Origin of the sequence: Vibrio fujianensis, assembly GCF_002749895.1 — a bacterium.
Lineage (GTDB): Bacteria > Pseudomonadota > Gammaproteobacteria > Enterobacterales > Vibrionaceae > Vibrio > Vibrio fujianensis.
The window spans coordinates 322,363-337,178 of the sequence record NZ_NBUS01000043.1; the positions used below are offsets into that span (position 1 = coordinate 322,363).

At 44.1% G+C, this 14,816-nt stretch carries 14 protein-coding genes; 11 read left to right on the forward strand and 3 right to left on the reverse strand.

Annotated elements, in window-relative coordinates:
- The 4 genes from B7C60_RS19165 to phoU all read left to right on the forward strand — a co-directional run.
- Positions 1-694, forward strand: a 694-nt coding sequence (locus B7C60_RS19165; RefSeq protein WP_245869344.1) for an ABC transporter permease subunit, incomplete at its 5' end; no start/stop codon positions are given.
- 18 nt (positions 695-712) lie between these two features.
- On the forward strand, positions 713-2,347 hold the full coding sequence (gene pstA / locus B7C60_RS12255; protein ID WP_099612035.1) for a phosphate ABC transporter permease PstA: 1,635 nt from the start codon (positions 713-715) through the stop codon (positions 2,345-2,347).
- A 2-nt stretch (positions 2,348-2,349) separates the two neighbouring features.
- Positions 2,350-3,168: a phosphate ABC transporter ATP-binding protein PstB gene (pstB, locus tag B7C60_RS12260; protein WP_099611884.1), complete on the forward strand. Its 819-nt coding sequence runs from the start codon at positions 2,350-2,352 to the stop codon at positions 3,166-3,168.
- A gap of 24 nt (positions 3,169-3,192) precedes the next feature.
- A complete protein-coding gene (phoU, locus tag B7C60_RS12265; protein ID WP_099611885.1) occupies positions 3,193-3,891 on the forward strand; it encodes a phosphate signaling complex protein PhoU in 699 nt (232 codons plus the stop codon).
- Here the strand turns inward: phoU and B7C60_RS12270 are convergent.
- Positions 3,888-4,637, reverse strand: coding sequence for a copper homeostasis protein CutC (locus B7C60_RS12270; protein ID WP_099611886.1), 750 nt, complete (start codon positions 4,635-4,637; stop codon positions 3,888-3,890). The genes phoU and B7C60_RS12270 overlap by 4 nt on opposite strands.
- Positions 4,638-4,892: 255 nt before the next feature.
- Positions 4,893-5,504, reverse strand: a complete 612-nt coding sequence (locus B7C60_RS12275; protein ID WP_099611887.1) for a peroxiredoxin C — start codon at positions 5,502-5,504, stop codon at positions 4,893-4,895.
- 163 nt (positions 5,505-5,667) lie between these two features.
- On the opposite strand from B7C60_RS12275, the gene B7C60_RS12280 reads away from it, so the two are divergent.
- The 3 genes from B7C60_RS12280 (at position 5,668) to aceA (ending at position 10,261) form a co-directional block, all read left to right on the forward strand.
- Entirely contained in the window at positions 5,668-6,573 is a 906-nt protein-coding gene (locus tag B7C60_RS12280) for a hydrogen peroxide-inducible genes activator (RefSeq protein WP_099612036.1), read from the forward strand.
- A gap of 592 nt (positions 6,574-7,165) precedes the next feature.
- Positions 7,166-8,803 carry a malate synthase A gene (gene aceB, locus B7C60_RS12285; protein WP_099611888.1) on the forward strand — a complete coding sequence of 546 codons (1,638 nt, stop codon included), beginning with the start codon at positions 7,166-7,168 and terminating at the stop codon, positions 8,801-8,803.
- Between the two features lie 147 nt (positions 8,804-8,950).
- Entirely contained in the window at positions 8,951-10,261 is a 1,311-nt protein-coding gene (gene aceA / locus B7C60_RS12290) for an isocitrate lyase (RefSeq protein WP_099611889.1), read from the forward strand.
- A gap of 177 nt (positions 10,262-10,438) precedes the next feature.
- Here the strand turns inward: aceA and B7C60_RS12295 are convergent, their stop codons facing one another.
- Positions 10,439-10,909, reverse strand: coding sequence for a CBS domain-containing protein (locus B7C60_RS12295; RefSeq protein WP_099611890.1), 471 nt, complete (start codon positions 10,907-10,909; stop codon positions 10,439-10,441).
- Positions 10,910-11,231: 322 nt separating this feature from the next.
- On the opposite strand from B7C60_RS12295, the gene queA reads away from it, so the two are divergent.
- The 4 genes from queA to secD form a co-directional block, all read left to right on the forward strand.
- Positions 11,232-12,284, forward strand: coding sequence for a tRNA preQ1(34) S-adenosylmethionine ribosyltransferase-isomerase QueA (gene queA / locus B7C60_RS12300; RefSeq protein ID WP_099611891.1), 1,053 nt, complete (start codon positions 11,232-11,234; stop codon positions 12,282-12,284).
- 53 nt (positions 12,285-12,337) lie between these two features.
- Positions 12,338-13,477 carry a tRNA guanosine(34) transglycosylase Tgt gene (gene tgt, locus B7C60_RS12305; protein ID WP_099611892.1) on the forward strand — a complete coding sequence of 380 codons (1,140 nt, stop codon included), beginning with the start codon at positions 12,338-12,340 and terminating at the stop codon, positions 13,475-13,477.
- A gap of 103 nt (positions 13,478-13,580) precedes the next feature.
- Complete coding sequence (gene yajC, locus B7C60_RS12310; protein ID WP_099611893.1) at positions 13,581-13,913, forward strand: preprotein translocase subunit YajC; 333 nt, start codon at positions 13,581-13,583, stop codon at positions 13,911-13,913.
- Between the two features lie 21 nt (positions 13,914-13,934).
- Positions 13,935-14,816: preprotein translocase subunit SecD family protein (gene secD / locus B7C60_RS19170; protein WP_483887762.1), on the forward strand; the 882-nt coding region annotated here is incomplete at its 3' end.

A 14,816-nucleotide genomic window follows, 5' to 3' on the forward strand; every position in this document is an offset into this window, starting at 1 on the left:
CGTATTGCTGCTGATCATATTACCTTTATCGACCGTGTTGATAGGGCTGATTGGCGCTTGGATACCTAAGCGTTTGGTCGGCCGAGGGCTAGCGGCATGGCATGCTTTAGTTTTGATGCCGTGCTTGTTGGCGATCATGAGTTTGACTTTAGCCTATAGCCAAGAGTTAGAGCAGCTCTTGTTTGCCGGTGATATTTTACTTTATTTGCAAGAACGTGGGATGGGGTTTGACCAGCGTAATGCGCTTGTGGTGGGGATGGCGATGGGGTTTGCGGTGATCCCGACGATTTTTACCATTGCTGAAGATGCGATTTTCTCTGTTCCTAAGCATTTATCGGATGGATCGTTAGCATTAGGAGCGACTGCTTGGCAAACCTTACTTCGGGTGGTGCTTTTAACGGCAAGCCCCGGGATTTTTTCTGCGGTCATGATGGGATTGGGCAGAGCGGTTGGTGAAACGATGATCGTGTTGATGGCGACCGGGAATACTCCTATTTTAGACTGGAATATTTTGCAAGGAATGCGCACCTTATCGGCTAATATTGCGGTTGAATTGCCGGAGTCTGAAGTTGCGAGTTCCCATTACCGAATTTTATTCTTATCCGCTTTATTGTTATTTCTGTTTACTTTTGTAGTTAACTCATTAGCTGAGTGGGTGCGTCAGCGCTTACGCACCCGCTATCGCTCTTTATGATCAGGAGGCGTGATGAAAGTGTTACAGGCATTTAAAACTGGCACGCCCTGGATATGGTTAACCGGCGGTGCGGTGAGTATTAGCCTAATTTCTGTTTTGATGCTTTTATTGTTGATTGGCTGGAAAGGGTTAAATTATTTTTGGCCTGCTCCTCTCTATCAATGGCAAACTGAACAAAGGCAACGTTTGATTGGGCAATTGTATGCGAGTGAAGCCGTTTCTATTAACCATTTGCATCAACTGGGTATCGCCGCAGGTGATGAGGAGCGACCGGTACAACGGCTGAACATTAAGGTGGCTAATCGTGAACGTTATGATGCGGATTTTATTTCAATTTTAGACAGTAAGCTTTCTGCACCGATCCAGCCTTCGGGTTGGTTAGTGATGGAGCGTACACGTGATGGACAGTTTTTTGGTAAGCCGGTCGGTTTTGAGCCAGAAGATACTCAGCATCCGATTGAGGTTGTTGATTGGTTAGCTCAAGCATTTGCAGAGGCTCAACAAATCAGAGCACAAATTGATCATCTCGTTCATCAATCGATTCGTCCGCTTGGTCATCAATTGGAAGGGTTGCGTATCAAAAAGCAACAAGCACTTAAGCAACCTAAAAATGGACAAGAGGTAGCTACTCTTTCACAGCAAATTCAGCAAGTTGAACGTGACTTGTTCGATGCTGAACAGACGTTAGATCAACGGCGTCAGCAGTTGGATAGCCAAGCCTTATTGGTAGAAGAGATGGGGGGGAAAATCGTTCGTATTCCACTCAGTCATATTTTGGATTACTGGTATCCAAACGATATGAATCATGGGCAAAAACTGCGTCAGTGGGGAAAACAATTATGGCGCTTTTTATCGGATAATCCGCGAGAGTCTAATTCGGAAGGTGGAGTTTTCCCAGCCATTTTTGGAACCGTATTATTGGTGTTGCTAATGTCTATTATTGTCATGCCATTGGGAGTGATTGCAGCCGTTTATTTACACGAATATGCGCAAGATAATCCGTTTACCCGCTTGATTCGTGTTGCCGTAATTAACCTAGCGGGAGTTCCTTCAATTGTGTATGGGGTATTTGGTTTAGGTTTTTTTGTTTATACCATTGGCTCGAGCATCGATAATCTATTTTATTCTGATCGCCTTCCTGCTCCCACTTTTGGTACGCCGGGGCTATTATGGGCCTCGCTCACCTTAGCGGTATTGACTCTACCTGTGGTGATTGTGACAACCGAAGAAGGTTTAACCCGTATTCCAGCATCTGTTCGTCACGGATCGTTAGCGTTAGGCGCAACCCAGTTTGAGACGATTTGGCGTATCGTGTTACCGATGGCAAGCCCTGCGATCATCACCGGATTGATTCTAGCGATTGCCCGTGCCGCAGGAGAGGTTGCCCCATTGATGTTAGTCGGCGCGGTAAAATTGGCTTCGAATTTACCAGTGGATGGTGAATTTCCCTTTGTGCATTTAGAGCGAAAGTTTATGCATTTAGGTTTTCATATTTATGATGTAGGGTTTCAAACGACCAACATTGAAGCGGCTCGCCCTTTAGTGTATGCCACCGCCTTTCTATTGGTGACCGTGGTGGTGAGTTTAAACTTAACCGCGATACACATTCGCAATAATTTACGAGAGAAATACCGAACGTTAGGACAAGATTAAGCATGTTTTCTGCCACTCAAACATTAGGTTATCAGCCTCCTTTGGATGTGAATAACTTAACCGATCAGCAAACCGCCATTGCTATTGAAGGGTTGAGTTTGTATTACCAGCAAGCGCAGGCGTTAAACGATATTTCGATGCGTATTCCCAAAGGGCAAGTCACGGCTTTTATCGGCCCATCCGGTTGTGGAAAATCGACTTTACTGCGCTGCATCAATCGAATGAATGATTTGGTTGAAGGTTGTCGTATCGAAGGAGCGGTGAGATTGCATGGCAAAAATGTTTATGCCCCGAATGTCGATGTCCCGGCTTTGCGTCGTCGGGTTGGTATGGTGTTTCAGCGGCCTAATCCTTTCCCGAAGTCTATTTATGAAAATGTGATTTATGGGTTACGCTTACAAGGGATCAAAAATAGTCGTATTCTTGATGATGCTGCGGAGCATGCGTTACGATCCGCGGCGTTATGGGATGAGGTGAAGCATCGTTTGGACGAGAATGCCTTTGGGTTATCGGGGGGGCAACAGCAGCGATTAGTCATTGCACGAGCGATTGCTATTGAGCCTGAGGTGTTGTTACTGGATGAGCCGACTTCTGCGTTAGACCCGATCTCAACTTTAACAATTGAAGAATTGATCCACGAATTAAAAAACAAATATACCGTAGTGATTGTGACGCATAATATGCAACAAGCTGCTAGAGTCAGCGATCATACGGCATTTATTCACATGGGCAAACTTATCGAATATTCCGATACGGACTCGATCTTTACTTCGCCATTGAAAAAACAAACCGAAGACTACATTACGGGCCGATACGGGTAATTGAGCATCAGATAGGAAGTAAATATGCAGCTAGGACGACACATCTCTGGGCAATTTAATATCGAACTGGAGTCGATTCGTACCCATGTGCTAACCATGGGAGGGCTGGTCGAGCAACAGTTGTCTTTTGCTATGCAAGCGCTGCATAAGGATGATGTTGATCTAGCCCGTAAAGTGGTCAGTGAAGATCATAAAGTCAATGAAATGGAAGTGTCGATTGATGAAGCCTGCACTCGAATTATTGCTAAGCGCCAGCCGACAGCGAAAGATCTCCGGTTGATTATGGCCATTATTAAAACGATCACTGACCTAGAGCGGATTGGTGATGTCGCGACCAAGATGGCTTATGTGGTCATTGAAAGTCCAAATATTAAACAGCGTCAATTCCAAGTTTCTTTAGAACCGCTTTGTCGTCAAGCGATAGCAATGTTGCACCAAGTGCTTGATGCTTTTGCGCGAATGGATGTAGAGGCCGCGGCAGAGGTATATAAACAAGACGATAAATTGGATAAAGAATATGAAGCGGTCATTCGTCAATTAATGACTTATATGATGGAGGATCCAAAAAATATTCCTCATATTTTACAGGTCATGTGGTCTGCTCGCGCGATTGAGCGGGTTGGGGATCGCTGCCAGAATATTTGTGAATACATCATCTATTTTGTAAAAGGCAAAGATGTTCGCCATTTGGGCGAACAATCGATAGATGATGCTCTGCGTTAAAGCGCCTGAAGTTGCTTAGCCACTTCAGCGATCGCTTGTGAATTGGTGACTGGGATAACAAAATCATCAATATCAGCTTGTCCCATCTTTGCGTGGGTCGTCTGAAGTTGCATGCAACTGGCGCGAGTCGTTTTACCGGATAAATGCACTTCTTGTACGCCAGTGTGTTGGATAATCCGAGCCACGTTTTTTGCATGGAGTCCCGCTCCGGCCATAATTTTTATACGACCTTGAGCTAGCGTTACCATATCGGCTAGGGTGTCAATGCCATCTTCAACTTGAGCTGCGAGACCAGAGGTTAAGACCCGTTCAAAACCGAGTTCAATGATCGTGCTCAATGCTTGCTGAACATTAACACATTGATCGATTGCTCGATGAAAAGTGATACCTAACCCACGTTGCTTGGCATGTTGAACTAGCCGAGCATTGTGCTCATGATGGATTTCACCTTGCGCGGTTAATACACCAAACACCACCCCTTGTAGCCCTGCATTGGCTGCGGCATCGATATCATCCAACATCACAGCGATCTCTTCTTGATTATAAAGAAAATCACCTTGGCGGGGACGAATCATGGCATAGATAGGAATCTCAGATATTCTGGCACTCTGTATCATCAATCCATAACTCGGGGTTAATCCGCCCAAGGCTAAGGAAGAGCAAAGCTCAATACGCGTTGCGCCGCCTTGAATGGCATAGTGCAATGATTCTACATTATCAATACAAACTTCGAGTTGATAGTTCATGGCCTGTCTCATCCGTTTTTAGGAGGCAGAATTTTAACAGCCATGTTCTCACAAGTCTGTCTCTTAAAGAGCCGAATCGAGGTAAAGTTATCGGTTTTGTTTTTCCTCATTATGTTCTTCACCAGCATAAAAAGCCCAAAGCAAATGGCTTTGGGCTTTGAGGACTTTACTTAATAACTGATTGGCGTTGCGTTATCGCTTTATTATATGTCCAACCATTAACCCGAGTTGAGCACGGGTTATCTGTTTGTGGGATTATTTTTTACCCAAGTCGTCAGTGTGTTCAGAAAGGTAAGCTGCGACGCCTGCAGGGCTGTCTTTCATGCCTGCTTTACCTTCTTCCCACTGGGCTGGGCATACTTCACCGTGTTTTTGGTGGAAATTTAACGCGTCAACCATGCGTAGCATTTCGTCGATGTTACGACCTAGAGGAAGATCGTTGACGACTTGGTGACGAACCACACCGTCTTCGTCGATAAGGAATGAACCGCGGAAAGCAACACCGGCTTCAGGATGTTCAACATCGTATGCTTTAACGATTTCGTGTTTAACGTCAGCAACCAGTGGGTATTTCACTTGGCCAATGCCGCCATTTTCGATAGCAGTGTTACGCCATGCGTTATGTGAGAATTGAGAATCGATAGAGACACCGATTACTTCAACGCCTTTGGCTTGGAAGTCTTCAAAACGCTTATCAAACGCGATCAGCTCTGAAGGACAAACAAAAGTGAAATCAAGTGGATAGAAGAAAACAACGGCTTTCTTACCTTTAGTAAACTCTGCGAAGTTGAATGTATCAACGATTTCACCGTTACCAAGAACAGCTGCAGCAGTAAAATCAGGGGCTTGACGACCTACGAGTACCATTTTTTGCTCCTAAGAATGATGATCAATGCTAGACAACACCAGATTGTGTTATCCAGTCCTTGTGTATTCGGGACAAACTATAGTACAGAGTGTAGTATGAAAAAAAGCGAATTAAATAGATTAAGTTAATCGAAAAAAACGATTGAATAAGAACGTGGAAATTATGAATAAGTGGCCAAGTTTAAAGCAGTTACATTACCTAATCACCTTACACGAAACGCGACATTTTAGCGAAGCGGCAGCACGTTGTTTTGTTAGCCAATCGACTTTAAGCAAGGGCATTCAAAATTTAGAAGCATTAATTGGTTGTCCCTTGTATGAAAAGCAGGATAAAAAAAGCCCTTTGGTTTTTACTCATGCCGGTGAGTTGGTGGTGAAACGGGGGCGAGAGTTACTCGCAAAAGGGAAAGATCTTTTAGAACTAGGGCAACAGTGCCAAAACGGCCCGATGGAAGGACAATTAAAGTTAGGCTGTATTCCTACCATTGCTCCTTTTTTACTGTGTGATCTGGTTCAAGAGCTTAATATTCGTTATCCAAAGCTTCATCTATTGCTGCGCGAAGACACTACAGCTCACCTTCTCCATGCATTACGTTTAGGTGAGCTAGATGTATTGATTCTCGCGTTACCGATTGATATTGGCCAAATGGAGAGCCGTATTGTTGGACGAGATCCTTTTCGAATGGTGATTAGTCGTCAACAAGCAGACGGTATTCGAGTTCCCATTAAGTATGATGATTTGCCGGATGAATCGGTTTTTTTGCTAGAGCATGAGCATTGTTTAACTGAGCATGCGGTATCTGCTTGTCAATTAACAGATAAAGAGAAGATCAATCCATTTACCGCTACCAGTTTACACACATTAGTACAAATGGTGGCTAACGGACTTGGTACAACTTTTATTCCACAAATGGCGATTGATCATGGTTTGTTAGAGAATCAAAATTTGGTTGTTATTGATCCGCCGGGTCAACAAGCTTATCGCGAAATTGGTCTGGTATGGCGGCCGAGTTCATCTCGTTACCTTACTTTTGAGCAATTAGCGGATGTGGTGGCAGAGCTATTATAGCGTTTAGTCGTAGGCAAAATTTTGCCATTAACCAGTATAAGCGCGCTGTTGTAGTGCGCTTTTTTAGTATTTTATACTATTGGTGACCGTTTGATTGTCAAATTTTACAGTAATAAATTTTTGAAGCTTTCATAAAATAGTAAAAATTCACACCGTTAATTTTACATAAATAACAGACATCGCTGTTTAAACCTGCTGATATTTTCTCTCTCTCACTCCTGCTGTCATTGAGATTACTCAACTCAGCCACCTTCTGCTTGTCTGTTTTAAGTCTTTTTATTCTGCTTTCTTTTGGTAATTAAATTACGTAATAAGTTACATTTTCAATCGGTTGGGTGTGATCAGGGTTGAAACGGAATAAAACTTCGAATTTAACCAATTGATAACTTTTGCTCTTTTATAGTAAAGCCTTATAGGGTAAGGTTTAAATCAAGTTTTAATACTAATGTCTAGCTTGGGATGGCTTGTGTTTAGGTCAATTTTGAGAGACGGTATAAAGACTAAAACAGCCTAGGATAAGAAATATCAAAAGCAATAATTTGTAGTTTTAAAGTTACAAATGTATTTTGCCAACTCAATAAGGAAAATGGTTATGCTTGCTCAAACTTCAGAGACGTCACAATTACACGATCAACATCCCAATTCCGAAGCTCGGCTTGAGGTGGTGGGGACTTTGTCTCCTGAGCATCAGGCCATTTTCCCATCAGCAGCTCAAACCTTCTTAACGGCGTTGTGTGGGCAATTTGCTTCACGAGTGGACACTTTACTGAGCGAGCGAGAGCGTCAGCAATCGTGGATTGATCAAGGTAATCTGCCAGATTTTTTAGCTCAAACACAAGAGATTCGCGAAGGGAGCTGGAAAATTCTTGGTATACCCCAAGATCTCCGAGATCGCCGAGTGGAAATTACCGGACCGACTGAACGCAAGATGGTGATTAACGCGTTAAATGCCAACGTGAAAGTATTTATGGCCGACTTTGAAGATTCTATGGCACCCGCTTGGGATAAGGTATTGGATGGCCAGGTGAATTTACGTGATGCCGTCAATGGTACGATCAGTTATAGCAATCCAGATAATGGCAAGGTGTACCAATTAACAGAGCATCCAGCGGTGTTAATTTGTCGGGTGCGAGGATTGCATCTGAAAGAAAAACATGTCTCTTTTGCAGGGCAAGCGATTCCAGGTTCTTTATTTGATTTTGCGTTGTACTTCTTCAATAACTATCAAGCCTTACTCAAAAAAGGCAGTGGCCCTTATTTTTATCTGCCTAAGTTACAAGCCTATCAAGAAGCACAGTGGTGGAGTGAGGTATTCCATTTTACAGAAGATTATTTTGGTTTAGATACCGGGACGATTAAAGCCACCGTGTTAATTGAAACCTTACCTGCTGTTTTTCAGATGGATGAAATTCTCTTTGCTCTCAAAGAACATATTGTTGGGCTTAATTGTGGGCGTTGGGATTATATCTTTAGCTATATCAAAACGTTGAAAAAACACCCTGATCGTATATTGCCCGATCGTCAAGTGGTGACGATGGATAAGCCATTTTTAAATGCTTATTCGCGACTCTTGATCTATACCTGCCATCGACGAGGTGCGTTGGCAATGGGAGGGATGGCAGCCTTCATTCCAGCAAAAGATCCGGCAGTCAATGCGCAAGTGTTGGAAAAAATACGGCATGACAAAATGCTGGAAGCGGAAAATGGTCATGATGGTACTTGGGTCGCTCACCCTGGCCTTGCTGATACGGCAATGGAGGTTTTTAACCATGTTTTGGGTGAGCGAGATAATCAGTTGGATGTCACTCGAATGTCTGATGCCCCAATCCATGCCGAGGATCTGCTTCAGCCTTGTGATGGCCCCCGAAGTGAAGACGGAATGCGGCATAACATTCGGGTTGCGCTGCAATACATCGAAGCTTGGATTTCAGGCAATGGTTGTGTCCCAATCTATGGCTTAATGGAAGATGCGGCAACCGCTGAAATTTCCCGAGCCTCTATTTGGCAATGGATTCAACACGGGAAAACTTTAGATAACGGACAGGTGGTAACGAAAGACTTGTTCCGTACCTATCTCGCGCAAGAAATTGAAGTCGTGAAAGCCGAAATAGGCGAGGAACGTTTTAATCATGGACGCTTTACGGAAGCGGCTGACTTGATGGAGCGTTTAACCACCAGCGATGAGTTAAGCAACTTTTTAACCATACCGGGTTATGACTACTTAGCTTAGCCATCTTAGCTTAGCCATCTTAGCTTAGCCATCACATGAACACTTAACGTGAAACACAATCTTCAAAATCAGCCAGCATGGATCTGATGGCGAAAAGGAAGCAACAGACGTGGATATTGTAGCCACCTATTACAAGAGGGATAGATTATGACATTGACTCGCCGCCAACAAATTGAAGCACTAGAAAAAGAGTGGGCAACCAACCCGCGTTGGAAAAACGTTAAACGAACCTACAGTGCGGAAGACGTAGTGAATTTACGGGGATCGGTGACTCCAGCTAATACCATTGCGCAGCGTGGAGCGGATAAACTTTGGTCACTGGTAAATGGTGACGCTAAAAAAGGTTATGTGAATTGTCTAGGTGCATTGACTGGTGGACAAGCGGTTCAGCAAGCCAAAGCGGGAATTGAAGCGATTTATCTTTCAGGATGGCAAGTGGCGGCAGATAATAATACCGCGGGCACCATGTATCCTGATCAATCGTTATATCCGGTTGATTCGGTACCGAGTGTGGTTAAACGGATCAATAATGCTTTTCGTCGTGCAGACCAAATACAGTGGTCAAATGGTAAATCGCCTCAGGATGAAGGTGGAATCGATTATTTTCTTCCTATCGTTGCTGATGCTGAAGCGGGGTTTGGTGGGGTACTCAATGCTTACGAATTGATGAAATCGATGATCGAGGCGGGAGCGGCAGGTGTCCATTTTGAAGATCAATTAGCATCGGTGAAGAAGTGTGGCCATATGGGCGGAAAAGTACTGGTTCCGACTCAAGAGGCAGTTCAAAAATTGATCGCTGCACGTTTAGCGGCAGATGTATCCGGCACCACGACACTCGTGATTGCACGAACGGATGCCAATGCAGCAGATCTTCTGACTTCGGATTGCGACCCTTATGATGCGGATTTTATTGTCGGAGAGCGTACCGCTGAAGGTTTCTATCGGGTCAGAGCTGGGATTGATCAAGCGATTTCTCGCGGGCTTGCGTACGCGCCTTATGCCGATTTAGTGTGGTGTGAAACAGCGAAACCGGATCTCGAAGAAGCTCGTAAATTTGCAGAGGCGATTCTTGCACAATATCCTGAACAACTATTGGCTTATAACTGTTCTCCTTCCTTTAACTGGGAAAAGAACTTAGACGCTGAGACGATTGCGAAATTCCAGCAAGAGTTGGCGGATATGGGCTATAAATATCAGTTTATTACTTTGGCTGGGATTCATAACATGTGGTTTAACATGTTTGAACTGGCTCATGCTTATGCACAAGGCGAAGGAATGCGCCACTATGTGGAAATGGTACAACGCAAAGAGTTTGCAGCGGCAGAAAAAGGCTATACGTTTGTTGCTCATCAGCAAGAGGTAGGTACTGGATACTTTGATAAGATGACCAATACGATTCAAGGAGGAGCATCTTCTGTCACAGCGCTAACTGGGTCGACTGAAGAAGATCAATTTTAATGGTATTCAAAGAGAGTACGCTTTAATCATCTGAAAAGATGACGATACTCACTGCTGTTGCGACACAATTTGAGCGGCGAGAGCCGCTCTTTTCTTGCTCAGAGAAGCGGTATATTGTCTAACCGTTGAATGAGCGTTTAACTGGCATTAAATGTCATCGCGAAAGGTCAACAGACCTTAAAGGAGATTATCTTCCATACTTTCATCCAACTCGATTTCATCAGGCTCTGCATCCTCTTGTAATTCAAGGAGATTAATTGCAATGGTTACAAAGTCGCTATCGGTGATGATTCCCACTAATTCACCTTTTGATACCACAGGTAAGCAGCCAACTTTATGCCTTTGCATATATTTGGCGCTCTCTTTTAAACCCGCTTGAGGCGCAACCGACATCACTCCAGTATGCATCACTTGATAGATAGGGGTTTCTTCCGTGTATGAAGCCTCAGTTTGTTGGTTATATAAACTCGATTCTTGGGCCGAGAGGACGTCTCGATGTGTGACCACGCCGAGTAGTTTACGGTTGGCATCAACAATGGGAATATGACGAATATCCAAAGCCTCCATCATATGCCGAGCATCACCCAGAGTGTGTGTACGCAACAAGGTGTGTGGGTTGCGTGTCATCATGTCTTCAACCTTGATCATAACCAACTCCTTTTTCTATTTTTTATCGTTAAGCCTGTTTTTATCTGTAAGCACGTATCTGTAAGCACGGTAGTATAACGATGCTTTGTCTGTTGAACATTTATCCTCTAGCTAAACTATAGTGTTTTTATTGCAAAATATCTGAGAGTTCAGTCTGTTTTTATCAGCAAGCAACAGAGAGTCGCTGGTCACTTTTGATTACACTCTATTGCTTGGTTTATTGATCAACAGGTTGTACAAGCCTGTATCTTAATACCGCTAAGGTATATACTGTCGCGCCGCGAAATAAACCATCGCTAATTTAACGAACTAAGAAAGAGTCATGCAAGTTTCAGATTTTTATTTTGATCTCCCGGATGAGTTGATCGCTCGTTATCCGAAGGAGCAAAGAACCTCAAGCCGTCTTTTACGCTTAGATGGTAATACGGGATCTCTGGTAGATGGCACATTTACCGATGTTTTACACTACGTAGAGCCGGGGGATTTGCTGGTATTTAACAATACGCGAGTCATTCCTGCTCGAATGTTTGGCCGTAAAGTCACCGGTGGCAAAATAGAAGTGTTGGTTGAGCGAATGTTGGATGAACATTCTATTTTAGCCCATGTACGTAGCTCTAAGCCCCCCAAACCCGGAGCTGAACTTTATTTGGGAGAGCAAGATGAATACCATGCAACCATGATCGCTCGCCATGATGCGTTGTTTGAGATTCATTTTAGTGCGCAAACGCCGGTATTAGAAATCCTTAACCATATTGGTCATATGCCGCTTCCTCCTTATATTGATCGTCCGGATGAAGAGGCGGATAAAGAGCGCTATCAAACGGTTTATAACCAAAAACCGGGAGCCGTCGCGGCACCAACTGCTGGTTTACATTTTGACCAAGCTTTGCTTGAGCAAATTAAAGCCAAAGGGGTTGAATTTGCCTATGTGACTTTGCATGTGGGGGCTGGGACATTCCAACCGGTGCGGGTAGAAAACATCCAGGATCACCATATGCATGCCGAGTATGTCGAAGTACCACAAGAGGTGGTTGAAGCGATTGCGGCGACAAAGGCCCGAGGAGGTCGGATCATCGCGGTTGGCACCACATCAGTACGTTCATTGGAAAGTGCAGCGCAAGATGCATTGAAGAAGGGAACGGCACTGGTTCCTTTTTTTGGTGATACGGATATATTTATCTTCCCTGGATACCAATATCAGCTCGTCGACGGTTTGATCACCAATTTTCATTTACCAGAATCAACTTTAATTATGTTAGTCAGCGCTTTTGCTGGCTATGAACATACCATGGCTGCCTATCGACATGCTGTAGCGCAACAATATCGCTTCTTTAGTTATGGTGATGCCATGTTTATTGATAAAAAATTGGACTAATTTTGTCCTGAACTTTTAGACCGTCAGACTGTTTCTCTGACATTGGAGGCTTTGTGAAATTAACGTTTGAGCTAAAAAAGAAGAATGGCAATGCGCGCCGAGGTCAATTGACTTTTGAACGTGGCACCGTGCAAACCCCTGCGTTTATGCCAGTCGGTACTTATGGTACGGTGAAGGGAATGACTCCAGAAGAAGTCGCAGATACAGGGGCTGAAATTCTATTGGGTAACACATTCCATTTATGGCTTCGTCCCGGACAAGAAGTGATGAAAATGCATGGGGACTTGCATGATTTTATGAACTGGAAAGGCCCGATTTTGACTGACTCGGGTGGTTTCCAAGTGTTTAGTTTGGGAGATATTCGTAAGATAACCGAGGAAGGGGTTCATTTCCGTAACCCAGTCAATGGTTCGAAAATTTTTATGGATGCAGAAAAATCCATGGAAATTCAAAAGGATTTAGGGTCTGATATTGTCATGATTTTTGACGAATGTACCCCTTATCCGGCTACTCATGACGAAGCGAAAAAGTCGATGGAAATGTCTTTGCGTTGGGCGCAGCGTTCTCGAGATCACTTTGATAAACTAGAAAATCCGAATTCACTATTTGGGATTGTTCAAGGTGGCGTCTATGAGGATTTACGCGATGTTTCTGTGAAAGGGTTAACGGAAATCGGTTTTGATGGTTATGCCGTGGGCGGTTTAGCAGTTGGAGAACCTAAACAAGATATGCATCGAATCCTTGAGCACACGTGTCCGCAGCTTCCTGAAGATAAGCCCCGTTACTTGATGGGTGTCGGTAAACCGGAAGATTTAGTAGAAGGCGTTCGCCGTGGGATTGACATGTTTGACTGCGTTATGCCGACCCGAAATGCCCGTAATGGTCACTTATTTGTGACTGGTGGTGTGATCAAGATCCGTAATGCGGCACATAAAACCGATACAACCCCTCTCGATCCGCATTGTGACTGTTACACTTGCAAAAATTATTCTAAATCGTACTTACACCATTTGGATCGCTGTAATGAGATTCTCGGTGCGCGTTTGAATACCATCCATAACTTGCGCTACTACCAGCGCCTAATGGCGAGTATTCGCAGTGCGATTGATGAAGATCGCTTTGAGCAGTTTGTGGTGGAGTTTTACGCACGTCGTGAACGTGACGTTCCCCCGTTACAAACTGAACAAGTATAATTGTGTACACCGAGATCAATTTATCCTTATCATGGCTTGAATTTATCTTGGTGTATCCCAATACCAATAATATTACAAACAATAACTTAGAGGACGTTTCTCAATGAGTCTAATTTCTGTCGCTCATGCAGCAGGTGAAGGTACATCACAAGGTGGTGGTTTCGAAATGCTGATCATGCTTGGTATGTTTGCGGTGATTTTCTATTTTATGATTTTCCGCCCACAGTCTAAACGTGTTAAAGAGCATAAAAACTTGATGGCCTCTATGGCGAAAGGAGATGAAGTGCTCACCAGTGGTGGGTTGGTTGGCAAAATTACTAAAATTGCTGATGATAATGACTTTATTTCAATTGAATTGAATCACGCTAATGAAGTTGTGATCAAAAAAGACTTCGTCACTGCAGTGTTACCTAAAGGTACGCTTAAATCTCTGTAAAACAGCTAGAGGATCCTCGCTGTGTTAAACCGTTATCCGTTATGGAAGTATTTAATGGTCGTGTTTGCCATTGCCATTTCCGCTTTATATGCACTTCCAAATCTGTACGGTGAAGATCCGGCTATTCAAGTTACAGGGGCGCGAGGCGCCTCTGTAGATATGTCAACGCTGGATGCTGTCACTCAGGCGCTCGATAAAGCGCATCTTTCTCATAAATCCATTGCTCTTGAAAATGGTTCCATTCTTGTCCGCTTTAATGATACCGATACGCAGATCAGCGCGCGCGATATGATTAATGAGGCGCTTGGTAGCGATACTATTGTTGCTTTAAACCTTGCCCCTTCGACACCGAGTTGGCTGGAGTCAATTGGTGCTGCTCCGATGAAGTTGGGGCTTGACCTTCGTGGTGGTGTTCACTTCCTGATGGAAGTAGATATGGACGCTGCGATGGACAAACTGGTCAACCAACAAGAAGAGGCATTTCGTAGTGAGCTTCGTGATGAAAAAATTCGTTATCGAGCTATCCGCGCACAAGCCGACTCGGTTGAGTTGATTTTGCGCGATGCCGATCAACTGACTCAAGCGAAGCAACTTCTCGAGCCGAACCATCGCGATATGACGTTTGTGACTTCAGAAAATGATGGCCGTTTTGTGCTACAAGCTAAGTTTACTGAAGCGCGTTTACAAGAGATTCGTAATTACGCGGTTGAGCAAAATATCACTATTTTACGTAACCGAGTGAATGAGCTGGGGGTTGCAGAACCTTTGGTTCAGCGCCAAGGTGCAACACGTATTGTGGTAGAGCTGCCCGGTGTACAAGATACAGCTCGAGCCAAAGAAATCTTAGGTGCGACGGCGACGCTTGAATTCCGCGAAGTCGATTCTAGTGCTGATCTTGCCGCG

Coding starts and splice junctions, on each gene's coding strand:
- B7C60_RS12275 (WP_099611887.1), bottom strand. CDS start 5,504: ATGGTACTCGTAGGTCGTCAAGCCCCTGATTTTACTGCTGCAGCTGTT.
- phoU (WP_099611885.1), top strand. CDS start 3,193: ATGCAGCTAGGACGACACATCTCTGGGCAATTTAATATCGAACTGGAG.
- yajC (WP_099611893.1), top strand. CDS start 13,581: ATGAGTCTAATTTCTGTCGCTCATGCAGCAGGTGAAGGTACATCACAA.
- aceA (WP_099611889.1), top strand. CDS start 8,951: ATGACATTGACTCGCCGCCAACAAATTGAAGCACTAGAAAAAGAGTGG.
- B7C60_RS12295 (WP_099611890.1), bottom strand. CDS start 10,909: ATGATCAAGGTTGAAGACATGATGACACGCAACCCACACACCTTGTTG.
- B7C60_RS12270 (WP_099611886.1), bottom strand. CDS start 4,637: ATGAACTATCAACTCGAAGTTTGTATTGATAATGTAGAATCATTGCAC.
- pstB (WP_099611884.1), top strand. CDS start 2,350: ATGTTTTCTGCCACTCAAACATTAGGTTATCAGCCTCCTTTGGATGTG.
- B7C60_RS12280 (WP_099612036.1), top strand. CDS start 5,668: ATGAATAAGTGGCCAAGTTTAAAGCAGTTACATTACCTAATCACCTTA.
- aceB (WP_099611888.1), top strand. CDS start 7,166: ATGCTTGCTCAAACTTCAGAGACGTCACAATTACACGATCAACATCCC.
- queA (WP_099611891.1), top strand. CDS start 11,232: ATGCAAGTTTCAGATTTTTATTTTGATCTCCCGGATGAGTTGATCGCT.